Genomic DNA, 23,908 nt, shown 5'->3' on the forward strand with positions numbered 1-23,908 from the left:
CACGTCCCGCTTGCGGCGAACGATTGTTACGGGGGTGTTTCGCTTTTATGCGGAATGCCCCCGTTTGTGTATGCCGCCCACCGAGAAATACGACCATTTAGAGCAAAAACCCTTGCAATGCAGAAAATACTTTTGTGTGGTAAAGCGCAATCAGTGTCGAAAGTGTTTCTCAAGCGCCTATAATGAATACCGCATGTTACGTGCATAGAAGGAGGAATGGGAGGAAACGTGGCTGAGAACCTAAGCAACCAGTCTGTACCCGAAGCCGCGGCGCGCGTCGCTGCCGTGGTCAACCGCCTCGTTAACCGAATCGGCTCGAATGCCGAGTTCAGGGAGCGTCTCGCCGAGATCGAGATCCCCGAGGAGCTGCGCGATAATCTGGCGCTGTTCCTGCGCCTGGAGCGCCGTGTGCTTAGCGAGTATGATCCCGAGATCGCGGACCTGTTCGACAAGATTCTGTCGGCCGAAATCGTGGCCAATGCCGGCAACCCCGGTAGCCGTGCCGCTGACGAGGCCGTCGACGAGCAGGGCGTGCCCACCGCCGACGAGCCCACCGCCGTGGCGTTTCGCGAGGTCGTCGATCTGATTGACAGCCTGCCGCTTGATAAGCAGCAGGTCATCGTTCGCGCCTTTACGAGCTTCTTCCACTTGGCAAACCTGTCGGAGGAGAACTACCGTGTGGCGCAGCTGCGCGAGCGCGAGGCCGGCGCATCGACCGATACCGAGGTCGATCCCGCCAACGAACTCACCGTCGCCTATCACCAGTTGGTAAACGAGATGGGCGTCGAGGGTGCCAATGAGCTGCTCGGCAAGCTCGAGTTCCACCCTGTCTTTACCGCACATCCCACCGAGGTCCGTCGTAAGGCCGTCGAGGGCAAGATTCGCCGTATCTCCAACCTGCTGGAGGAGCGTCCGCGTTTGGGCGGCTCCGACCTGGTGGAGAACGAGCGCCATATGCTGCAGGAGATCGACGCCCTGGTGCGTACGAGCCCCATCGCGCTCAAGAAGCCCACGCCGGTCGAGGAAGCCGATACCATCATCGACATCTTTGATAACACGCTGTTCGACGTTATCCCCGTCATCTATCGTCGTTTTGACGACTGGGTGCTGGGCGACAAGGCCGGCACCGTGCCGCCGCTGTGCCCGGCGTTCTTCCATCCCGGCAGCTGGATCGGTTCCGACCGCGACGGTAACCCCAACGTCACCGCCAAGGTGAGCCGTGAGGTCGCCGCCAAGTACTTTACCCACATGGTGCTCAAGCTCGAGGACAAGTGCCGCCGCATCGGCCGCAACCTCACGCTCGAGGCCACCTACAGCAAGCCGTCTGCCGAGCTCATCAACCTGTGGAACCATCAGGTCGAGATGAGTACCCAGTACACGGCCCGCGCCGAGCTGATTTCCGAGCACGAGCCGCATCGCGCCGTCATGCTCGTCATGGCCGACCGTCTGAACGCCACCGTCCGTCGTATCACCGACACCATGTATCACAGCGCAGACGAGTTCCTGGATGACCTGCGTGTCGTTCAGCGCTCCCTGGCCGCCTGCGGTGCCGTCCGTGCCGCCTACGGCCCGGTCCAGACCATCATCTGGCAGGTCGAGTCCTTCGGCTTCCATATGGTCGAGATGGAGTTCCGTCAGCATTCCGTGGTGCACGCCCGCGCCCTCAAGGATATCCACGAGAACGGTATCCATGGCGACCTGCAGCCCATGACGCGCGAGGTCATCGATACCTTCCGCGCTATCGGCTCCATCCAAAAGCGCTACGGCAAGAAGATGGCGCACCGCTACATCATCTCGTTTACCAAGAGCGCCCAGCATGTGGCCGACGTCTTTGAGCTGGCCCACCTGTCCTTCGCACACGAGGAGGACGTTCCCGAGCTCGACGTGATCCCGCTGTTCGAGCAGCTCGAGGACCTCGAGGGCTGTGTCGACGTGCTCGACCAGATGCTTACGCTGCCCGTGGTGCAGAAGCGCCTTGCCCAGACCAACCGCCGCATGGAGGTCATGCTGGGCTATTCCGACTCCTCCAAGGATGCCGGTCCTACTACGGCTATGCTCGCGCTGCACTCCGCGCAGGAGCGCATTGCCAAGTGGGCCGAGAAGAACGATATCGACCTGGTGCTCATGCACGGTCGCGGCGGTGCCGTGGGCCGTGGCGGCGGCCCGGCCAACAAGGCCGTGCTGGCGCAGCCCAAGGGTTCGGTCAACTGTTTCTTTAAGCTCACCGAGCAGGGCGAGGTCATCTTTGCCCGTTATGGCAACCGCACGCTGGCTCAGCGCCATGTTGAGTCCGTTGCCGCCGCAACGCTTTTGCAGTCGGCCCCGAGTGTCGAGAAGACCAACACTGAGACCACGCAGAAGTTCTGGGATATGGCCGAGAAGCTCAACACCGCAAGCCACGAGCGCTATCTGGACCTGCTGAACACCGAGGACTTTACGCCATGGTTCTCGACCGTGACGCCGCTGACCGAGGTCGGTCTGCTGCCGATCGGCTCGCGTCCGGCCAAGCGCGGCTTGGGTGCCAAGTCGCTCGACGACCTGCGTACCATCCCGTGGATCTTCAGCTGGAGCCAGGCGCGCATTAACCTGGCCGCTTGGTACGGTCTGGGTACCGCCTGCGAGCAGCTGGGCGATCTTGACCAGCTCAAGGCTGCCTACCAGGAGTGGCCGTTCTTCCGCACCTTTATCGACAACATCGAGATGTCGATCGCTAAGACCGATCAGCGCATCGCCAAGATGTATCTGCACCTGGGCGATCGCCAGGATCTGTCCGAGAAGGTCTTTACCGAGATGCAGCTCACGCGTAAGTGGGTCCTTGCCATCGTCGGTGACGAGTGGCCACTGCAGCGCCGCCGCGTGCTCGGTTGCGCCGTTCGCGTGCGTAACCCCTACGTCGACGCTCTGTCCATCGCCCAGGTCCGTGCCCTTCGCGAGGTGCGTATGAACCAGGACGAGATGGCCGAGGAGAAGAAGGCCGAGTACATGAGCCTGATTCTTTCGACTGTGACCGGCGTCTCGGCAGGACTGCAGAACACGGGGTAATCGATAGCCCTGTGGCTCTCACCGGGACCCGATGGGTTTCCCTCTGAATGCGTCCTCGCACTTGAAGCCCCCTTATCCTGCTCCTTCGGAGCTGCGGATAAGGGGGCTTCGTGCTGCGGAGTGCATTCAGAGGGAAACCCGTCGGGTCCCTTCGTCCTCGATCTTCAGGGATTAAAGCTGAGGAGAAGAATGATGCATTGGGCGCTTCGCACCTTACAGCTGTGACGGCCGCGGTCCCGTTTGAGGTCGCGTCCGTTTTGTTGTGGGTCAAATATGAACGTTGTGTTAATGAGTCGGTGGACGGTGGTGTTTTTCGGTGAGCGGCGTATCCTTCCAACGGTTTATCTAGTGTGTCAGTTGAAAGGAAGAGGGCGCTCGTCATTGTTTGAATGTGAACTGCCGTTTGACCACAAGACGTTGCATCTGGAGCTCGAGGATAAGAACTTCGCGGGTGTGATGGAAGGTCATCAAAACGAGTTTAAGACTACGAAATCGCAGGAAGAGCTGGTAGGGGAGTCGCTTGCCAACCCTTATGGCTCGCCTTCGCTCGAGGAGCTTTGTGCTGGCAAGAAGGATATTGTCATTATTAGCTCCGATCATACGCGTCCCGTTCCCTCGCGTGTGACGATGCCTATTCTGCTGCATCACATCCATTCCGCTGCGCCCGAGGCTCGAGTTCGTATTTTGGTTGCTACGGGTATGCACCGTCCGTCGACGCATGAGGAGCTCGTCAACAAGTATGGCGAGGAGATCGTTGCCAACGAGGAAATCGTTATGCACGTCGCGACTGACGACAGCATGATGAAAAAGATCGGCACCTTGCCTTCTGGTGGCGAGTGCATCATCAACAAGATTGCCGTCGATTGCGATCTGCTGCTTGCCGAGGGCTTTATTGAGCTGCACTTCTTTGCTGGTTTCTCCGGCAGCCGCAAGTCCGTCCTGCCTGGCATCGCCAGCTACAAGACCATCATGTACAACCACAACGGTCAGTTTGTGAATGATTCCCACTCGCGTGCCGGCAACCTGTGCCACAACCACGTGAGCGAGGACATGTTTGCCGCTGCCGAGATGGCTCACCTTGCCTTTGTGCTTAACGTGGTGCTCAACGGCAAGCACGAGGTCATCGGTTCCTTTGCCGGCGATATCCACAAGGCGCACGAGGCTGGCTGCGAGTTCGTGAAGAGCCTTGCCGGCGTTGAGCCCGTCGAGTGCGAGATTGCCATTACCACCAACGGCGGCTACCCGCTCGACCAGAACATCTACCAGGCCGTGAAGGGCATGTGCTCTGCCGAGGCCACGCTTCCCGAGGGCGGCGTGATTATCGATGTCGCCGGTTGTGCCGACGGTCACGGTGGCGAGGGCTTCTATCACAACATCGCCGACAACGATCCTGCGGAGTTTGAGCGCGCCTGCATCGACCGTCCTAAGGACGAGACCCTGCCCGACCAGTGGACGAGCCAGATTTTCGCCCGCATCCTGGCGCATCACCCTGTGATCATGGTTACCGACCTGTGCGATCACCGGATGATCAAGGATATGCACATGACGCCGGTCAACACCCTCGATGAGGCGCTCAAGCTCGCCTTTGAGATGAAGGGTGCCGATGCCAAGGTGGCCGTCATTCCCGATGGCCTGGGCGTTGTCGTCGCTCAGCACTAGTACGCGGCCTAAACGAATCGTTTATAACCGACAAGAAAGATAAGGTTTTATGCTTACCAAACTCCTCTGCGAATTCGGCGCAACGGCCCTCATGATCATCTTTGGCGTGGGCGTGCACTGCGATACCGTGCTCAAGGGCACCAAGTATCAGGGTTCCGGCCATATGTTTGCCATCACCACTTGGTCTTTTGGCATCTCGGTCTGCCTGTTTGTCTTTGGCGGCGCCGTGTGCATGAACCCGGCTATGGTGCTCGCCCAGTGCATCGTAGGTCTGGTGCCGTGGGGCAGCTGCATTCCCTTCATGATTGCCGATATGCTCGGCGGCTTTGTGGGCGCCGTAATCGCTTGGCTTATGTATGCCGATGAGTTCAAGGCTTCCGAGGGCGTCGTCGACCCCATTGCCCAGCGCAACATCTTCTCGACCAACCCCACCACCGAGGGCACCAACTATGCTCGCAACTTCTTCTGCGAGGCTATCTGCACCTTTGTGTTCATCAGCGCCATCCTTGCTGCCGCTAGCCGCGCTGGTGAGAACGTTCTGATGCTCGCTATCTGCGTCGGCCTGATCGTTTGGGCCGTTGGCATGGGCATGGGCGGCATCACCGGCTTCGCCATGAACCAGGCTCGTGACCTTGGTCCTCGCATGGCCTATCAGGTGCTGCCGATCAAGAACAAGGCCGACAACAACTGGAAGTACGGTCTGCTCGTTCCTGGCATTGCTCCGTTTGTCGGTGCCGCTCTGGCCGCACTGTTTGTGCACGGTTTCTTGGGCATGTTCTAGTCCAAGACTACATAGTTGTTCGCCGTCCGCATGGGGTAACTTCCCAGCGCGTCCTCGGACATGCAAAAAGGCTCGCTGCGCACTTTGTGCGGCGAGCCTTTTTGCGTCCTGCGGAGTGCGCTGGGAAGTTACCCCATGCGGACGGCTGCGGGGTCTTTGTTGCGTTCGTACAAGCAACCCAACATATATATCTGAATTTGGATGGGAGGGGCTTGTTGCTGGTAGGGGCGTTGGGCTGCTGTTGGCACTTTGGGATGGATTGTGCTTTGGGTTGGGGCGGCGCTTTGAGATGAGGTTGGAACTTTGGGATGAGGGGTTTACTCAGTTGAAGAGAGGCTTAATGGCTGATAGGTAGTCTTTGGCTACGTCGGCTTTGGCTGCTTGGAAGTTGTGCCAGGCCCACCATTGGACCATTCCTACGAAGCTTGAGGCTATGTGGTGTAGCAGGAAGCTTCGGTCCATGGCGGCGGCGGGGCCGTTTGGGTCGGTGGGGACGGTTTCGGCTGCTCTTGACATGATGGTCTTGCGCAAGCAGTCGGCGAAGACGCGTGAGCCGGCGCCGGCTACCAGCGCTCGGACGCCCTGGCGACGCTCCCAGAGGTTGTTGAGGATATGCTCGACCTGCACGAGTGGGTCGTCGAGCGGTGCGCCATCGTCGTCGAGGGCGTGGGTGCAGATGTCGCTCACGAGCTCGGACAGTAGGTCGTCTTTGCTCTTAAAGAGGCCGTAGAATGTCGCGCGGCCTACGTGAGCGCGCGCGATGATGTCGCCGACGGTAATCTTGCCGTAGTCCTCTTCGCCTAGCAGCTCGGAGAACGCCGCAACGATGGCAGCGCGGCTTTTTTCTTTGCGGGCATCCATGGCTATGCATCCACGTGAACGAGCAGACAACGGAGCGTGCCGGAGCAGCCCTCGTAGGGGCGCTTGCCGGCGCCGTAGCCGACGGCTTCGATGCGGTAGCGTGAGGGCAGTTGGTCGGACGTACGCAGCGCGGTGACGATGGCGGCGCCCGTGGGCGTCACGAGCTCGCCGGCGACCGGTGCGGGCGTGAGGGCGATATTGCCCGCCTGGCACAGGTTGACGACAGCGGGGACGGGAATGGGCATAAGGCCGTGGGCGCAGCGAATGGTTCCGTGGCCTTCGGAGAGCGACTCGACCACGATGTCCTCAATACCTAGGTCATCGAGGCAGATGGCGACAGAGCAGACGTCGACGATGGAATCGACGGCGCCTACCTCGTGGAACATGACGGTCTCGGGCGTTTTGCCGTGGGCCTTTGCCTCGGCGGCGGCGAGCGCGGTAAAGATGGCGAGCGCACGACGCTTGGCGCCATCGCTTAGCTGCGAGCCATCGATGATGGCGGTGACATCCGCCAAAGAACGGTGGTGATGGTGGTGGGTGTGGTGATGATCCTCGTGCTCATGGTCGTGCTCATGGCAGTGCTCGTGTTCGTGCCCGCCATGATCATGATGCTGATGCTCATGCTCGTGCGTGTGCTCGACAGCTGTTTCGTTGCCGTAGAGCCAGGCCATATCGTGGTCGTGGTTCTCGAGTCCCTCTGCAAGCTGGACGTCGAAATCGCAGGCGTCGATGCCATGCTTGTTTGCACGCGTGACGGCGATCGTAAAGCCGTCGACCGGCAGTGTGGCGAGCTGTTCGCGCAGGTGCTCCTCGCTGGCGCCCAGGTCGAGCAGGGCCGCGACAGTCATGTCGCCGCTGATGCCCGAGGTGCCGTCGATGATAAGCGTGTGCTGATGGTTGGACATGGAATGCTCCTTAACGGGCGCAGGGTATGCCGGCGCTCAGATGATTGATAAGACTTGCCTGGTAGGCGGCACCAAAGCCGTTGTCGATATTGACGACCGAAACGCCGCTGGCGCAGGAGTTGAGCATGGCGAGCAGCGCGGCTACGCCTCCAAAATTTGCGCCGTAGCCCACGCTGGTGGGGACGGCGATGACCGGACAGCTCACCAGGCCGCCGATAACGCTCGCCAACGCGCCCTCCATGCCGGCGACGGCAATGATTACCTGCGCCTGGGTAAGTTCCTCGGCATGCGCGAGCAGGCGGTGCAGGCCGGCGACACCCACGTCGTAGAGGCGGTCGACCTCGTTGCCGTAGAACTCGGCCGTCAGTGCCGCCTCTTCGGCGACGGGCAGGTCGCTCGTGCCGGCGCAGGCGACGACAACGCGTCCGTTACCGGTGGGGGAGGGCTTGCCACCCACCAGGGCGAGCTGGGCGTTCGGGGCATATCCCAGGTCGATGTCGTTGCCGAGAAGCTCCGAGGTACGGGCTGCTTTTTCGCTGTCCAGGCGCGTGACCAGGATGCGCTCCTGACCGGCATCGCGCAGCGCTTCGATAATGGCGGCAATTTGCTCGGCGGTTTTACCGGCGCCGTAGACAACCTCGCCGGCTCCCTGGCGCACCCCGCGCGAAAGATCGAGCTGCGCAAAACCCAGATCGGCGGTTGGCGCCGTCTGGAGGCGCGTGAGGGCGACTGCCGGGGTGACTACTCCGTCGGCAACATCGCTCAGCAATTGCTCAAGATCTCGCTTATCCATATATGTTCCCTTCGACGGCGCAAAGTCTAGCACTCAAAGGGTATGTTTCCGAACACTAAGACAAAATTGTTCGGAAACTATAGGACAGACTGATTCTATTGTTAGAAGGATCGACTAGTCACGCAGGATGATGTCCATGGCGAGCATCAGGTTGCGCTCGTCGATGGCAAATGGGGCGGCTTCGCGCGTCTTGGGCTTGGCGCAAAACGCGATGCCCGTGCCCGCGGCCTGAATCATGGGGATGTCGTTTGCCCCGTCGCCAATAGCGACCGTGTGGGCCATATCGACACCGCACTCAACCGCCCAGTCCAGCAGCTGGATGAGCTTGGACTCCTTGGTCACAATGTCTGCCGCCAGCTTACCGGTGAGCTTGCCGTCCACGATCTCCAGGCGGTTAGCCAGGCAAAAGTCGATACCCGCGGCGGCCACGATCTTATCGGCGACCTCGTGGAAGCCGCCGCTTACCACGCCGACCTTCCAGCCCTTGCTGTGCGCCGAGCGCACAAGCTCCAGCGCGCCGGGGGTAAACGTCACGCGCTCAAAGGTGCGCTCGAACACGCTCTCATCCAAGCCGGCAAGCAGCCCCACGCGCTCCTCGAGTGCCTGCTTAAAGTCCAGTTCGCCGCGCATGGCGCGCTCAGTGATCTTCGCCACTTGCTCGCCTACGCCGGCCTCCTCGCCCAACAGGTCGATGACCTCCTGGTTGATGAGCGTGGAGTCGATATCCATAACGATGAGGCGTGCAGTCATGGCGGGCCTTTCCGAGTGCAGTTGTATTGGGGCACATTGTCGCACGCGGCGCGCCTTGGCGACGGCCAGACCGCGTCAATTGTTTCGTCTCCGTCAAGTCTTTGGGCAGGAGCCACTTTTCCGCGGTACATCGACGCGGGTGCGATAAGATAGAACGCCATGTCTGGCTGCGCGGTTTACGCAGGCTGGGCAAATCTGTACGACGCCGCCCGGAACGACACGGGGCGGCACAGATCCATAAAGGAGGATCACTGGTATGAGCCAGACCCGTCCCATCGACGAGCATTCCATGCACACCCGTACCTGCGGCGAGCTTCGCCGCGAGAACGTGGGCGAAGAGGTCACCCTCACCGGTTGGGTGAGCCGTCGCCGCGACCACGGCGGCCTTATCTTCTGCGACCTTCGCGACCGCGAGGGCATCACGCAGCTCACCTTCGACCCCGAGCACTCCGACGGCGACGCCTTTAAGATCGCCGAGACCATGCGTCCCGAGTGGCCCATCAAGATCCACGGCGTCGTGCGCTCCCGTGGCGAGGAGACCACCAACACCAAGCTCGCGACCGGCGAGATCGAGGTCCTGACCGACCACGCCGAGGTTCTCAACACGTCCGTCACCCCGCCGTTCCAGATCGAGGACGGCATCGAGACCAGCGAGGACACCCGCCTGCGCTATCGCTATCTGGACCTCCGCCGTCCCGAGATGATGGCCAACCTCAAGCTGCGCTCCGACTTTACCTTTGCCATTCGCGAGGCACTGCACAACCGTGAGTTCATGGAGGTCGAGACGCCCTCCCTGTTCAAGTCCACGCCCGAGGGCGCCCGCGACTTCATCGTTCCCAGCCGCATCCAGCCGGGCAACTTCTACGCCCTGCCGCAGTCCCCGCAGCTTCTGAAGCAGCTGCTCATGGTCGGTGGCGTTGAGCGCTACTACCAGGTTGCCAAGTGCTTCCGCGACGAGGACCTGCGTGCCGACCGTCAGCCCGAGTTCACCCAGGTCGATATCGAGATGTCCTTCGTGGACCAGAACGATGTCATGAGCGCGCTCGAAGAGGTTCTTGCCGATGCCTTCGGTCGCGTGGGCGTCGAGATGCCCACGCCGCTGCGTCGCATGGACTACTGGGAGGCCATGGACACCTATGGCTCCGACAAGCCCGATACCCGCTATGGCATGCACCTGGTCGACCTGACCGACATCTTTGCCAACTCCAAGTTCAAGGTCTTTGCGACCGCCGCAAATGAGGAGGGCTCTGTCGTCAAGGCCATCAACGCCAAGGGCGCCGGTGCCTGGGCACGTGCCAAGATCGATAAGCTCGCCGGCGTGGCCTCCACGTTTGGCGCCAAGGGCCTGGCATGGATCGCCTTCCGCGAGGACGGCTCCATCAACAGCCCCATCGTCAAGTTCTTCTCGGACGAGGAGATGGCCGCTCTGCGCGAGCGCATGGACGTCGAGCCCGGCGACCTTGTGATGTTCGCCGCCGGCCCGCGCCTGCTCTCTGATGAGATCCTGGGCGGTATGCGTTCGCACATGGCCAATGCGCTTGAGATCAAGCGCGAGGGTCACGACTTCCTGTGGGTCGTCAACTTCCCGCTGTTCCATTGGGACGAGGATCGCAAGGCCTATGCTGCCGAGCACCAGCCCTTTACCCTGCCGACCGAGACCGACATCGCCAAGATCGAGGCCAATCCCCTGGCAGCCGGTTCGTGCACCTACGACTTTGTCATGGACGGCTTTGAGGCCGGCGGTGGCGGTATGCGTATCCACAACGCCGAGATGCAGATGTCCATGCTCAAGCTCCTGGGCTTTACCGAGGAGCGCGCCGAGTCTCAGTTCGGCTTCCTCATGGAGGCCCTCAAGTTTGGTGCGCCCCCGATGGGCGGTTTCGCTCTGGGGCTGGACCGCGTGTGCATGCTGCTTACCGGTTCCGACTCCATCCGCGACGTCATGGCGTTCCCCAAGACGGCCAGCGGCTCTGACCTTATGTCGGGCGCCCCGAGTGCCGTTAGCGGTGCCCAGCTCAAGGACGTCAGCCTGCGCCTGATGTAGGCGAGCGGCTACATATTGCCCGTAACGAGGGAAGGACGCGTGCCTTCCCTCGTTTTTTATGCGCCGAGGTTGAGAGGGCTTGGGATGACCGGGCGTCGCGGAAAGTGCATCCCGAAATCTGCATCCAGAACGGGTCGCGCTTTCCCAAAGGGGGTCCTCTGGGAAAGCGCGACCCAGAATTCGGCAAAATAATGGGGCACAGTTTCCGGTTGAGCTGTCTAACGGAAACTGTGCCCCAGAATGAGCGCTCAAAACGGGATAGGCTTTCCGCAACAACTGTCTGGCGGAAAGCCCGGCCCAGTTTCCTACAGTGAGTCTCTCTGGATCAGCTGCATGTGCATCACGGAGGTGGTGGGCTCGGCACCCTTGATCATGTCGAGCGCAATGTTGGCGGCCATGTGGCCTTCTTCTCGCAGGGGCTGGCGGACGGTCGTGAGCGCGGGGACGCAGCGCGTCGCAATCTCGTGATCGTCGAAGCCGACGACAGAAACGTCCGCAGGAACGGATAGGCCTGCCTCGTTGAGTGCGGTGATGACGCCAGCCGCGATACGGTCCGATCCGCAGAGCACGCCATCGAAAGCAATCTCGCGCGCGAGGATCTGGTGCATGGCCTGATAGCCGTCTCCGTTGTTCCAGCCGGTATAGATAACGTTTGCGTCTGGGAGGTCTTCGCCCAAGACGGCACGGTAGCCGCGCAGGCGGTCGACAACAGCGGGGTTGTCTTGCGGTCCCAACACGGCGACGATATCTTTGCGCCCGCGTTCCTTCATGGCGAGTGCCGCAAAGTGTCCGCCCTCTTCGTCGTCAGAGTAGACCGTCGAGAACACATCGCGATAGGGGTGGCCCTCGAGCTGGCCGCACAACACGGTGGGTACGCCCAGCTCGCGCAGCACCTCGAGCAGCTCACTGCCCTTGTAGGGGGAGACGTCGATCACGGCGTCGAACGAGCGGCGCTCAAAGTGCTCGCGTGCGCGGTTGCGCTCATGCGTAGAAGACGCCTGTAAGATAACGGGCAGATAGGACGACTCCGACAGTTCCTCGGTAATGCCGCTCAAAAACTCGCTATAGGTGGGGTCGCTGAAGAGTTCACTCAGGGGCTCGGTCACGAGCACGGCGATAATTTCCGTGCGCCCGACAGCGAGCGCTCGGCCACGAGCGTTGGGGACAAAATTGACTTCCTTGGCCGCCGCGCGGACGCGCCTTTTGGTTTCCTCGCTAATGCGGGGCGAATCGTTGAGAGCGCGCGATGCCGTGGAGCGCGACACGCCGGCAGCTGCGGCAACCTCGGCAAGCGTAGGTGCGGTGCGAACTGGTTGGGTCATGGCGTCTCCTGGAGAATGCGGTCGATGTTGTCGCTGATACGGGCTGGTGCGGATACAGCTTACTATAGCGCGCCTGAACAGCGTTCATGATATCCGGTGACCGGTGTCGTTTTGCAACCAAGCCGCAATCGAATACGTCTCGTATGGGTGAGATATCAGCGGGCGTGGGGGTTGCCTACGAGCTTAAGAACGATGTCTTGCGCTGAGTTTCGATACTCAGGGTGACATAAGTGTCGCGGTTGTACAACCGGTTGCACCGTTAACCCGGCCAAATCGACCGTTCAGCGGACAACCGGTTGCACAGTTTTTTGCATCGCCCGTAAGATAAGGACAACCGGTTGCACAAGAATCACTACGATGACGAAGGAGCATCACCATGGACGCCATTAACGATTGGGAAAACCAAGCGCTCACCCACAGGAACCGCCTGGCACCCCATGCGTACTTTATGGGTTACGAGACCGCCGATCTCGCTGCAACGTACAGCCGCGAGCTGTCGCGCGGGTTTGTCCAGCTGTCCGGCTCGTGGCAGTTCCGCCTCTTTGAGGGCCCCGCTGCCGTCTCCAACGAGGAGCTCTCCACGTACGAGCCCGAGTGGGATCACGTGGAGGTTCCGCACCTGTGGCAGGTAGACGGCTATGGCAACCTTGCCTACACCGACGAGGGCTTCCCGTTCCCGGTGGATCAGCCGTTCGTTCCCTCTGACGATCCCACGGGCGTGTACCAGCGCATCGTCAACCTTCCCGCCGTGCCTGCCGGCGCTCGCGAGATCATTCGCTTTGACGGCATCGAGAGCTATGGCGAGCTGTACGTCAACGGTCAGTTTATCGGCATGACCAAGGGTTCGCGCCTGTCTGCCGAGTTCGACGTTACCGACGCGCTCGTCGAGGGCGACAACCTGTTTGCGGTCAAGGTCCTGCAGTACAGCGATGGCAGCTATATCGAGGATCAGGACATGTGGTGGGCCTCGGGCATCTTCCGCGATGTGTACCTTATGCAGCGTCCCGCCGCACACCTGGTCGACTTTAGGTTCCGCACGCACCGCGAGGGCGATGCCGCTCTGATCACGCTCGATACGGTTGCCGAGGGAGCTACCCGCGTTGTGTTTACGCTCAGTGATGGCGAGAACGTGGTGGCTACGGGTGAGTGCGTCGACGGCCATGCCGAGTGCAGCGTGACCGATGCCCACTTCTGGAATCCCGAGGATCCCTTCCTCTATGACCTTACGTTTGAGGTCTACGACGGTGACCAGGTCAGCGAATACGTCCCGCATCGCCAGGGTCTTGCCGAGGTGACGGTCGAGGGCAATCATATCTACCTCAACGGCACTTACTTTAAGATGCATGGCGTCAACCGCCACGATCACGACGATCACAAGGGCCGCGCCGTGGGCCTCGATCGCATGCGCCGCGACCTGGAGCTCATGAAGCAGCACAACATCAACGCGGTGCGCACGTCCCACTACGCCAACGACCCGCGCTTTTACGAGCTGTGTGATGAGTATGGCATCATGCTGGTCGCCGAGACCGATATGGAGAGCCACGGCTTCGAGAATATCGGCAATATCGCCCTGGTGACCGACGACCCGGCATGGGAGCCGGCCTACGTCGACCGCATTGAGCGCCTGGTGATGCAGGAGCGCAACCACGCCTGCATCATTATGTGGTCGATGGGCAACGAGAGCGGCTATGGCTGCAACATCCGCGCGATGTACGCCAAGGCTCACGAGCTCGACGGTCGTCCGGTCCACTACGAGGAGGATCGCAACGCCGATACCGTCGACGTTATCTCCACCATGTACTCCCGCGTGTCGCAGATGAACGACTTTGGTGAGCATCCATTCCCCAAGCCGCGCATCAACTGCGAGTACGGTCACTCCATGGGCAACGGCCCCGGAGGCCTGTCCGAGTATCAGGAGGTCTTCGATCGCTGGGATTGCATCCAAGGCCAGTTTATCTGGGAATGGTGCGACCACGGTTTGGCTGCTGTGACCGAGGACGGCGTTGCCTACGACATGTACGGCGGCGACAACGGCGACTACCCCAACAACAGCAACTTCTGCATCGATGGCATGGTGTTCCCTTGGCAGCAGCCGAGCCCGGGCCTCACTGAGTATGGCCAGGTCATCTGCCCGGTTCGCATGGCTTATGACACCGAGGCGGGCGAGCTGACCGTCACCAACAAGCGTTGGTTCACCACTCTCGAGGATGTCTGCCTGTCGGCCGAGACCCTGGTGGACGGCGACGTGGTCAGCCGCAAGACGCTCATGCCCGGTGCGGTTGCCCCCGGCGAGTCCGTCCAGCTGCCACTGGTGATTCATGAGGCCGCGGTAGGCGAGACCCTACTGACCGTGCGCGCCTACACCATGGCCGCTCACGTCTGGTGCGAGCCGATGTTCCAGCTGGGCGCAAGCCAGTTTGCCATCGCAAACCATCCAGTGCCGGCCATCGCCGCCCCCGTTCGTCCTGAGCTTACGGTCGAGGAGACCGAGCAGGAAATCCGCATTCGCTCCCTCAACGGCGAGCTGACCTTCAGCAAGGTAAACGGTACCGTGAGCGAGTGGAAGGCATCCGGCCGCGACGTCATGGCCTCCGGTCCCCAGGTTGGTTTTTGGCATCCGCTCGTCGATAACCACGCCCAGGAGTATGACTCACTGTGGAAGGACAACTTCATCGATGTGATGCAGACGTCTACCCGCAAGGTTTCTTGGAAGCAGGACGGCAATGCGGTCGTCGTTACCGTGAGCCAGCGTATCGCTCCTCCTGTCCGCGCGTTCGGCATGCGCGTCGAGCTTGTCTACACCGTGCTTCCGAGCGGTCGCGTTGACCTCAAGGTTTCCGGCGAGCCCTACGGTGACTATTCGGACATCATCCCGCGCATCGGTATCTCCTTCGAGGTCCCCGGTTGCGATCGCGCCGTCGAGTGGTATGGCCACGGCCCGGGCGAGAACTATCCGGACTCGCTGCGCGCCAACCCGGTCGGTCATTACCGCACCACGGTCGACGATATGTTCACGCCCTACGTTATGCCTCAGGACTGCGCCAACCGCGAGGGTACCCGCTGGGTTGCCCTGCGCTCCAGCCACGGCGACGGCGTGCTGGTGACCCGTCCGGCCGACGCCGCTTCCAACCCATTCTCGTTCTCGGCATGGCCCTATAGCTGCGAGGCCATCGATAACGCCAAGCACGTCTACGACCTTGTCAAGGGCGACACAGTTACGGTCAACATCAACGACCAGCTGCTCGGCCTTGGTTCGAACTCTTGGGGTTCCGAGGTGCTCGATTCCTATCGCACCCGTTTTGAGAGCTTCAGCTTTGAGGTGTCCCTGCGACCGCTGACGTCTGCCGATCTGGCTCAGGCACTGGCACCCATTAAGGAGGCATAAGTCATGCATGTCTTTAACTCGCGCGCCGATTTCGACGCTCAGATGAAGTCCGTCAAGAAGTGGATGCGTACCGGACAGGCGCTCGACGGCGTTTCTGAACTGCAGCACGATGTGGCGTACTCCATCGGCGACTCGCTGGTGTATTGGTGGGTGAACGCCCACGAGGCGGCTACCGCCGATCTGGTCGGTCACCGTCGCTATCATGCCGTGCTCGCTCCGCTCGACGGCGACCTGACTGTCGAGGTTGCCCCCAAGGCAGGCCTCACCTGCACCCGCGCCTACAGCGATATCGATGATCGCGAGCGCTTTGAGGGTGCGGGGGAGACCGTGACGATTCCCGCCGGCGGCGTTGCCGTCATTGAGATCGACGAGGCGTATCGCGTCCTCGCCGACACTGCGGATCCCCGCGTCGTGGTGCTGCACGTGACGGTCGAAGGTTATTCCTTCCCCAACAAGTAGTATTCGTCCACCTGGACGTTTGCTTCGCGCCGTTAAGGGGGATGGCTTTGTTGACTCCCTTTTCCCCATTCCCCTTAGCAGGTGCGCCGTCCACGATTGCGCTTGCAGCCCGGACGGTTATAGATGAGATATAACGGATGATTGGGAGGGCTTATGAGCTCTGAAAAACGAGGAACGATTGGTTCGTTCGCTCTGCTGGGCATGACGGTCGCCGCCGTGTTCGGTATCAAGAACATCATCAACAACAACGCGGCCATCGGCTTGGCAGCTGCGCCGTCGTTCTTCTTCGCCACGCTTTTGTACTTTGTCCCCTATACCCTGGTTACCGCCGAGTTCGTCGGCCTCAACAAGGACTCCGAGTCTGGCGTGTACGCATGGGTTAAGACCTCGATGGGTGGTCGCTGGGCGTTCCTGACGGCATTTAGCTACTGGTTTGTTAACCTGTTCTTCTTTGCGTCCGTCCTGCCCAACGTCATCATCTACGCGAGCTACGTGTTCTTTGGTGCCAACGCCGAGCTTTCGCAGCTGTGGATCACCATTATCGAGATCGTTGTCTTTGCTATCGCCACGTGGGTTTCGACCAAGGGCGCTAAGTGGATCGGCTCCATTTCCTCCTTCGGTTCGACCGCGGCTCTCGGCCTGACCGCCGTGTTCATCCTGCTGTCTCTGGCTGCTGCTTTTGGCGGCGTCGAGTTCGCTACGGCTCCCACGCCCGCTAACATGGCTCCCGACATGAGCAACTTCGCCACTATGTGGGGCTTCTTCGGTACGCTTGCCTGGATCATCCAGGGCGTTGGCGGCGCTGAGTCCGTCGGCGTGTTCCTTAACGACCTTAAGGGCGGCGTCAAGGCCTTCGTGCGCACCGTCGTTATCGCCGGCCTGACCATCGGCCTTCTGTATGCAGGCGCTTCGCTGCTGGTTAACCTGTTCATCCCCGAGGGCGGCGTTGCCATCTCCACCGGCATCTTCGACGTGTTCGGCGCTGTCTTTGCCCACTTTGGCATTCCCATGGAAGTGTCTACGCGCGTCATCGGCCTGATCCTTCTCGCCGCTACGCTGGGCTCCCTCATGATGTGGACCTCCGCTCCCATCAAGGTCTTCTTCACCGAGATCCCCAAGGGCGTTTTTGGTAGCAAGATCGTCGAGCTCAACGAGCACGGCATTCCTGCCCGCGCTGCCTGGCTGCAGTTCGCCATCGTCGTTCCCATCCTGATCATCCCGGCCCTGGGCTCCGGTAACCTCGACGACCTGCTCATGATCGTCACCAACATGACGGCTGCCACCGCTCTGCTCCCGCCGCTGCTGATCCTGCTTGCCTACTTTATGCTGCGCAAGAACTTCGATGCTGCTCCCCGTGGCTTCCGCATGGGCTCGCGCAGCTTTGGCCTGGTCGTTGCCGCCTTCCTGCTCGTGGTCTTCTGCTTCGTGCTTATCTGCGGCACCATTCCGCTTGATCAGCCTCTGTGGCTGACGCTGGTCTACAACGTTGGCGGTGTGGTTGTCTTCCTGGGCCTTGCCGTGATGTGGTACAACCGCTATATCAACCGTCTGCGCGAGACCGATCCCGAGGCCGCCGAGAGCGAGCTGCGCCCCTCCGTCCTCGACATGATGGAGTAGCGGCTAGGATTAATCTACGGCTGTGGAATAAATCGATTCCCTTTCCTAAGGAGGGGCCTTACGAGGCCCCTCCTTTTGTGTTTTGGGGCATGGTTTTGGCCCCCGTGTTCAAAAAATGCCAAATATGAGTACTGCTGCAAAAGAGGTGTCATATTTTTCGGCCTGTTCTGAGCAAAAATGGGCTCAAAATCAATTTATCTAACCCCCTTTAAAGGGCGTTTGACGGCTTTCAACCTCTCCGAATCGCTCAAAGTAGGCAATTTGCTCTCGATTTTGCTGCTACTAAATTGGTGACAGTACTCATATTTGCCACTTTTTGCCCACGAGGTGCTCAGAGGAGCTCTCGACAAGCATCTAACGCTACAATAGCTACCACGTGGCTGGGTTTTGCCGGCCGAATGTACGATGTCGTGGGAGGGGACATGGTCGAGTTTACAAAGACGATTAAAGATCCGTTGGGATTGCATGCCCGCCCGGTTGCGCTGCTTTATGACATTATCGCCAAGCATCGTAGTGACGTGTCGGTTTCGATTGGCAATCGTCATGTTGATGGCCGCGACGTTATAGGGCTCATGGCACTCTGTGGCGAATGTGGCGAGGACATCGTGTTCCGCGTTTCGGGCGTGGATGAGGCCTCCTGTGTCACATCGATCAGAAATCTCTCGCTCTAAGCATGATAGGGCGCGGTAAAGGATGGTCCTTTGCCGCGCCTTTTTGTTTCGTATAGGAAACTTTTTCGAAATCTGAATGGGGACCCTTTCCAAAAAGTTAACCACGTGCTAGTTTACTATAGCGAACATAGACGTGGTTAACTTTTTACGCGTCGATGTTGAGGACGAACTGACGTTAGGAGCAACTCATGTCTTGCGGACCGCAGATGCCGGCCATGCCGCTTTCGATGGTAAAAGCGGGCGAAACCGTGCGCGTGTCTCGTGTAAAGGGCAATGAGGACATGAAACACCACCTCAAGGACCTCGGCTTTGTCGAGGGCAACGAAATCCACGTGGTGAGCTCGAGTGGTGCCAATATCATCGTCACGGTGCTGGGCGCACGCTTTGGCATCGATTCCAAGGTTGCCATGCACATCATGACCGTCGGTTAGTCAGCAGCATTTCATAAAAACCGAAAGGGGGACAAGAGGATGAAGACGTTGGGTGACGTTAAGGTGGGCGAGAGCTCTACCATCGTCAAGCTTCACGGTGAGGGTGCGCTTCGCCGCCACCTTATGGACTTGGGGCTCATCAAGGGCACTTCGTTCAAGGTCGTGAAGGTTGCACCGCTCGGTGATCCGGTCGAGATCAACGTGCGCGGCTACGAGCTTTCCATCCGCAAGGAGGAGGCGGCCGTCGTCGAGGTCCAGTAAGGGCTCGCGGCGTATATTTCTGCAGATAAAGTTAGGTATTTCTAACTTAATGCAGCATCTTTGAAGCACATTATCCAGCCTGCGCGGAGAAAGCAGCGCAGGCACACAAGGAAGAAGGATTGAATGGCGGATTCTCAGATCCATGTCGCGCTGGCGGGTAACCCCAACTGCGGCAAGACCACGCTTTTCAACCTGATCACCGGCGCCAACGGCTACGTTGGCAACTGGCCCGGCGTCACGGTTGAGAAAAAGGAAGCCAAGCTCCTAAGCGACAAGAACGTTACCATCACGGACCTCCCTGGCATCTACTCGCTTTCCCCCTACAGCCCCGAGGAGCAATGCTCGCGCGATTACCTCATGAGCGGCGAGCCCGATGTTGTCGTCCAAGTTGTCGATGCCACCAACCTCGAGCGTAACCTGTACCTGGCGCTTCAGGTTATCGAGACCGGCCTGCCCGTGGTTGTTGCCCTCAACATGGCCGACTTGGTCGAGAAGAACGGCGACAAGATCGACGCGGACAAGCTCTCCAAGAAGCTCGGCTGCCCGGTCATGATGATCTCGGCTCTTAAGAACAAGGGTATCAAGGAGCTGTTCGAGCAGGTCAAGAAGTCTGCTGCTTCCAAGGGCCAGGTGCCGGAGCACAAGTTCGATTCCTCCATCGAGGACGTTCTTGACCACATCGAAAACAATCTGCCTGCGAGCGTTCCCGCTAACAAGCGCCGCTATTACGCCGTCAAGCTGTTCGAGCGTGATGCGGACGCCTGCAAGCTCATCAACCTCACCAAGGAGAAGGCCGCTCGCGTCGAAGAGCTGGTCGCTCAGTGCGAGCAGGACTGCGACGATGACGCCGAGTCCATCATCACCGGTGAGCGCTACGGCGTGATCGCACACATCATCGACGAGTGCCTCACCAAGGCCCCGGCCAAGATGAGCACCTCCGAGAAGATCGACCGTGTGGTTACCAACCGTATCCTGGGCCTGCCGATCTTTGTGGTCATCATGTTCTGCGTGTACTACATCGCCGTTTCCACCCTGGGCGGAACGGTGACCGACTTCACCAACGATCAGCTCTTTGGCACCGACGGTTGGTATGTGCTCGGTCAGGGCCGCGATGCTTACGATGAGGCTGTCGAGGCCGCGGGTGACGACGCCGACTCGGTCGACCCGGCACAGTACGGCCCCTATGTCCCGGGTATCACCACCATGGTGCACGACGCCCTCGTGGCGGGTGGCACCGAGGACGGTGGCCTGGTCGATTCGCTGGTCTGCGACGGTATCGTTGGCGGCCTGGGCGCCATCTTCGGCTTTGTGCCGCAGATGTTCCTGCTGTTCGTGATGCTGTCCTTCCTGGAGGACTGCGGCTACATGGCCCGCGTCGCCTTTATCATGGACCGCGTGTTCCGCCGCTTTGGCCTGTCCGGTAAGTCGTTCATCCCCATGCTCGTGTCCTCAGGCTGCGGCGTCCCCGGCGTCATGGCCACCAAGACCATCGAGAACGAGAAGGACCGCCGCATGACGGTCATGACCACCACGTTCATCCCCTGCGGCGCCAAGCTGCCGATCATCGCCCTGCTCATGGGCTCCATCATTGGCGATTCTTCCACCACGGCCGCATGGATCAGCCCGCTTTTCTACTTCCTGGGCGTCTTTGCCGTCATCGCCTCGGGCCTCATGCTCAAGAAGACCAAGCTCTTCGCCGGCCGTCCGACCCCGTTTGTCATGGAGCTTCCTGCCTACCACTTCCCGGCGATCCGCTCTTGGGCGCTGCACGTGTGGGAGCGCTGCTGGGCCTTTATCAAGAAGGCCGGCACGGTCATCTTTGCGTCCACCGTCGTCGTTTGGTTCCTCTCCAACTTTGGTAGCTATAACGGTTCCTTTGGCTTCCTGCCTGCGATGGACGGCATCCCCGAGGAGTTTATGGACTACTCCGTGCTTGCCATGCTGGGCAACCTGGTCGCTTGGATCTTCGCCCCGCTCGGCTTTAGCACCTGGCAGGCCACCGCGCTGACTGTCTCTGGCCTCGTCGCCAAGGAGAACGTCGTCGCCACCGCCGGCTCGCTGCTGTCCGTCGCCGACGCGGGCGAGACCGACCCGAGCCTGTGGACCGCGTTTGCCGGCATGTTCCCCACCATGGGCGCTTGCGTTGCCTTCGGCGCCTTCAACCTGCTGTGCGCTCCGTGCTTTGCCGCCATTGGCACCATCCGCAACCAGATGGACTCTGGCAAGTGGACCGCGATTGCCATCGGCTACGAGTGCGCCTTCGCTTGGGTGATTGGCCTGTTCATCAACCAGTTCTACAACCTGCTTGTCCTTGGGCAGTTTGGTATCTGGACGGTTGTGGCGATTGTGCTGCTGGTCGCGATGCTCTTCCAGATCTTCCGTCCCATGCCTAAGCATGCGTGGACGGACGAGGACGAGACCAACACCGCTTCCGCTGCAGTTTCCGCTTAAGTCCGAATAAGGATTAACCCCTTTCCATGAGCCCGGGTGTCCCAGCGACACTCGGGCTTTTTGGTGGGAGAGATGTGGCGTTTCCCCAGATAAAACCGAACAAAATAAACCTGTCCCTTTTTGTAGGTGGAGAATGGGGTAAAGTAAGTGGTGGTTAACTAGAGGAGGCTTGCTATGGCACCTATCGATATTGTTGTACTGGCTGTTATCGGCATTGCGTTTGCCGCCGTGTGCGTGCGCATCTACCGCAAGGGCACCTGCGCCGACTGCGCTCAGGGTGGCGTTTGCACCGGGCATTGCTCCAACAAAAAGACGTGCGCCGCACTTAAGGGCGTGGACAAAATCGCCGAAGACTTGGGTCGCGGTATTCATTAGCCGACCGGCGTTTGGGCATGTTTGACTGCGGATACGGCAGTTGCTGGTACGATAGGTACGTCAGCAACTGCCGCCTAGCGGCTCAAATGAAAGGAATCCCGCATGGAGTCCTCCGCCTATCCAATGCTCTTTAGCCCGATCAAGGTCGGTACAACCGAGGTCAAGAACCGCGTCTTTATGCCGCCGGTGTCCACCAACCTGGCCGATCATGGCTATGTGACCGACGACTTGGTCGATCATTACCGTGCCCGCGCCAAGGGCGGCGTGGGCCTCATCATTACCGAGGTCGTGACGGTCGAGCCTACCTATACCTATCTGCCGGGTGACATGTGCTGCTACGACGACACGTTTATCCCCGGCTGGGAAAAGCTCGCCGCGGCCGTCCACGAGTATGGCTGCAAGATCATGCCGCAGCTCTTCCATCCCGCCTACATGGCCTTTAACATTCCGGGCACGCCGCGCCTGATCGCTCCGTCCTTTGTGGGCCCGTCTTACGCCCGCGAGGCACCGCGCCCCATCACGGTCGACGAGATTCACGAGCTCACGCATCAGTTTGGCGACGCTGCCGTGCGTATGCAGAAGGCTGGCGTCGATGGCGTTGAAGTCCATGCGGCACACGCCCACGGCATGCTCGGCGGCTTTTTGACTCCGCTCTACAACAAGCGTACCGACGAGTACGGCGGCTCGCTCGACGCCCGCATGCGCTTCTTACTCGAGGTCATCGCCGAGATTCGCGAACGCTGCGGCAAGGACTTTATCATCGACGTCCGCATTTCGGGCGATGAATACACCGATGGCGGCCTGACCCTCAACGGCATGATCTACGTCTCGCGTCGCCTGGAGAAGGCCGGCGTCGACATGATTCATGTGTCGGGCGGTACCACCATCAAGCGCGGCTCCGCGATTCCCGCTGCCGGTACCCAGCAGGCCTCGCACGCCGCCTGCTCGCGCGAGATTAAAAAGCACGTCAACATTCCCGTCGCCACCGTCGGCCGCATCAACGAGGCCTGGATCGCCGAGGAGCTGATCGAGGACGGCGCTGCCGACATCTGCATGATGGGCCGCGCCAATCTGTGCGATGCCGAGTTCTGCAACAAGGCCGCTGCCGGCAACGCCGACGACATCCGCCCCTGCATTGGCTGCCTGCGCTGCCTGAACGGCATTATGTTTGGCAAGCGCATCTCCTGCACCGTCAACCCCGATGTTGAGCGCGACGAGGCCGGCTACGAGCCTGCCGCCGAGGCCAAGAACGTACTGGTTGTGGGCGCTGGTCCTGCGGGCATGGAGGCAGCCTACATTGCCGCCAAGCGCGGCCATAACGTGGTGCTCGTGGACAAGCAGGATGAGCCGGGCGGCGAGATGCGCATCGCAGCCGTTCCGCCGGCAAAGCAGGAACTCACCCGCGTGATCAAGTATCAGTATCGTCGTCTGGCCGAGTCGGGCGTGAAGTGCGTCTTTGGTACCGAGCTTACTGCCGAGGACATTCAGCGTGACTACGCGGGCTACGAGGTCGTCCTGGCTTATGGCGCCGAACCCATTGCCCCGGCCTTCATGCAGGGCTTTAAGCAGGTTATGACGGCTGACGACCTACTGGGTGGCAAGGCTTTCCCGGGCAAGAAGATCGTCATCGTGGGCGGCGGCACCGTCGGTTGCGAGACGGCAGATTACCTGGCCCCGCTGGTCAACGACCTGTCGCCGGCCAATCGCGATGTCACCGTTATCGAGATGACCAAGACGCTCGCCGCCAACGAGGGCGGCGCCGGTCGCGCGGTGCTCATCACGCGCATGCTCTCAAAGGGCGTCCACGTGCTGACCGAGGCCAAGGTGACCGAGATTACCGAGGACGCCATCAGCTACGAGAAGGATGGCGAGGTCCACACCATCACCGGTGCCGATACACTGGTGATGGCGATGGGCTATCGTCCCAACACCAAGCTGGCCGACGACCTTGCCGCTGCCGGCGTTGCCACCCACGTGCTGGGCGATGCCAACAAGTGCGGCAACATCCGCGACGCTATCGGCGATGGCTACAAGGTTGCCTGCGAACTCTAGTCAACCCCTTTGCACCAATCGATTGCAAAAAGCGGCGGCTGCCCTGTGT

General features: G+C 60.3%; 18 protein-coding genes. 13 read left to right on the forward strand and 5 right to left on the reverse strand.

What is annotated here, in order from left to right; translation table 11 throughout:
* Positions 1–216 precede the first annotated feature (216 nt).
* The 3 genes from ABCP74_RS06105 (at position 217) to larD (ending at position 5,482) form a co-directional block, all read left to right on the forward strand.
* Positions 217–3,042 carry a phosphoenolpyruvate carboxylase gene (locus ABCP74_RS06105; RefSeq protein WP_425458549.1) on the forward strand — a complete coding sequence of 942 codons (2,826 nt, stop codon included), beginning with the start codon at positions 217–219 and terminating at the stop codon, positions 3,040–3,042.
* A 381-nt stretch (positions 3,043–3,423) separates the two neighbouring features.
* On the forward strand, positions 3,424–4,701 hold the full coding sequence (larA, locus tag ABCP74_RS06110; protein ID WP_343001541.1) for a nickel-dependent lactate racemase: 1,278 nt from the start codon (positions 3,424–3,426) through the stop codon (positions 4,699–4,701).
* 49 nt (positions 4,702–4,750) lie between these two features.
* A complete protein-coding gene (gene larD, locus ABCP74_RS06115) occupies positions 4,751–5,482 on the forward strand; it encodes a D/L-lactic acid transporter LarD (RefSeq protein WP_215673445.1) in 732 nt (243 codons plus the stop codon).
* 321 nt (positions 5,483–5,803) lie between these two features.
* On the opposite strand, the gene ABCP74_RS06120 is transcribed toward larD, so the two are convergent.
* The 4 genes from ABCP74_RS06120 to serB all read right to left on the reverse strand — a co-directional run bounded on the left by ABCP74_RS06120 (position 5,804) and on the right by serB (position 8,791).
* On the reverse strand, positions 5,804–6,343 hold the full coding sequence (locus tag ABCP74_RS06120) for a TetR/AcrR family transcriptional regulator (RefSeq protein ID WP_343001540.1): 540 nt from the start codon (positions 6,341–6,343) through the stop codon (positions 5,804–5,806).
* A gap of 2 nt (positions 6,344–6,345) precedes the next feature.
* Positions 6,346–7,248, reverse strand: a complete 903-nt coding sequence (gene larC, locus ABCP74_RS06125) for a nickel pincer cofactor biosynthesis protein LarC (RefSeq protein WP_343001538.1) — start codon at positions 7,246–7,248, stop codon at positions 6,346–6,348.
* 10 nt (positions 7,249–7,258) lie between these two features.
* Complete coding sequence (gene larB, locus ABCP74_RS06130; protein WP_343001537.1) at positions 7,259–8,041, reverse strand: nickel pincer cofactor biosynthesis protein LarB; 783 nt, start codon at positions 8,039–8,041, stop codon at positions 7,259–7,261.
* A 114-nt stretch (positions 8,042–8,155) separates the two neighbouring features.
* Complete coding sequence (serB, locus tag ABCP74_RS06135; protein WP_343001536.1) at positions 8,156–8,791, reverse strand: phosphoserine phosphatase SerB; 636 nt, start codon at positions 8,789–8,791, stop codon at positions 8,156–8,158.
* 256 nt (positions 8,792–9,047) lie between these two features.
* On the opposite strand from serB, the gene aspS reads away from it, so the two are divergent.
* Complete coding sequence (gene aspS, locus ABCP74_RS06140; RefSeq protein ID WP_343004391.1) at positions 9,048–10,835, forward strand: aspartate--tRNA ligase; 1,788 nt, start codon at positions 9,048–9,050, stop codon at positions 10,833–10,835.
* A 305-nt stretch (positions 10,836–11,140) separates the two neighbouring features.
* Here aspS and ABCP74_RS06145 read toward each other — a convergent pair whose 3' ends face one another.
* Positions 11,141–12,157, reverse strand: coding sequence for a LacI family DNA-binding transcriptional regulator (locus ABCP74_RS06145; RefSeq protein ID WP_343001393.1), 1,017 nt, complete (start codon positions 12,155–12,157; stop codon positions 11,141–11,143).
* A 376-nt stretch (positions 12,158–12,533) separates the two neighbouring features.
* On the opposite strand from ABCP74_RS06145, the gene ABCP74_RS06150 reads away from it, so the two are divergent.
* From ABCP74_RS06150 to ABCP74_RS06190, 9 genes are all read left to right on the forward strand, one after another.
* The gene (locus ABCP74_RS06150) at positions 12,534–15,542 is read left to right on the forward strand and encodes a glycoside hydrolase family 2 TIM barrel-domain containing protein (RefSeq protein ID WP_343001392.1); all 3,009 of its coding nucleotides are present in this window, start codon (positions 12,534–12,536) and stop codon (positions 15,540–15,542) included.
* 3 nt (positions 15,543–15,545) lie between these two features.
* Positions 15,546–16,001, forward strand: a complete 456-nt coding sequence (locus tag ABCP74_RS06155) for a NanQ anomerase/TabA/YiaL family protein (RefSeq protein ID WP_343001391.1) — start codon at positions 15,546–15,548, stop codon at positions 15,999–16,001.
* Positions 16,002–16,154: 153 nt separating this feature from the next.
* Positions 16,155–17,618 carry an amino acid permease gene (locus tag ABCP74_RS06160; protein WP_343001390.1) on the forward strand — a complete coding sequence of 488 codons (1,464 nt, stop codon included), beginning with the start codon at positions 16,155–16,157 and terminating at the stop codon, positions 17,616–17,618.
* A 422-nt stretch (positions 17,619–18,040) separates the two neighbouring features.
* Positions 18,041–18,289, forward strand: coding sequence for an HPr family phosphocarrier protein (locus tag ABCP74_RS06165; RefSeq protein ID WP_158558725.1), 249 nt, complete (start codon positions 18,041–18,043; stop codon positions 18,287–18,289).
* Positions 18,290–18,477: 188 nt separating this feature from the next.
* Positions 18,478–18,720, forward strand: coding sequence for a FeoA family protein (locus tag ABCP74_RS06170; protein WP_022094360.1), 243 nt, complete (start codon positions 18,478–18,480; stop codon positions 18,718–18,720).
* A 39-nt stretch (positions 18,721–18,759) separates the two neighbouring features.
* A complete protein-coding gene (locus ABCP74_RS06175; RefSeq protein WP_006234774.1) occupies positions 18,760–18,981 on the forward strand; it encodes a FeoA family protein in 222 nt (73 codons plus the stop codon).
* Between the two features lie 123 nt (positions 18,982–19,104).
* Complete coding sequence (gene feoB / locus ABCP74_RS06180) at positions 19,105–21,432, forward strand: ferrous iron transporter B (protein WP_343001389.1); 2,328 nt, start codon at positions 19,105–19,107, stop codon at positions 21,430–21,432.
* A 174-nt stretch (positions 21,433–21,606) separates the two neighbouring features.
* Positions 21,607–21,807, forward strand: a complete 201-nt coding sequence (locus tag ABCP74_RS06185; RefSeq protein ID WP_343001388.1) for a hypothetical protein — start codon at positions 21,607–21,609, stop codon at positions 21,805–21,807.
* A gap of 102 nt (positions 21,808–21,909) precedes the next feature.
* Positions 21,910–23,859, forward strand: a complete 1,950-nt coding sequence (locus tag ABCP74_RS06190; protein ID WP_343001387.1) for an NAD(P)/FAD-dependent oxidoreductase — start codon at positions 21,910–21,912, stop codon at positions 23,857–23,859.
* Positions 23,860–23,908 lie beyond the last annotated feature (49 nt).

The organism is Collinsella aerofaciens (genome assembly GCF_039062315.1).
Classification (GTDB): Bacteria; Actinomycetota; Coriobacteriia; order Coriobacteriales; family Coriobacteriaceae; genus Collinsella; species Collinsella aerofaciens_BG.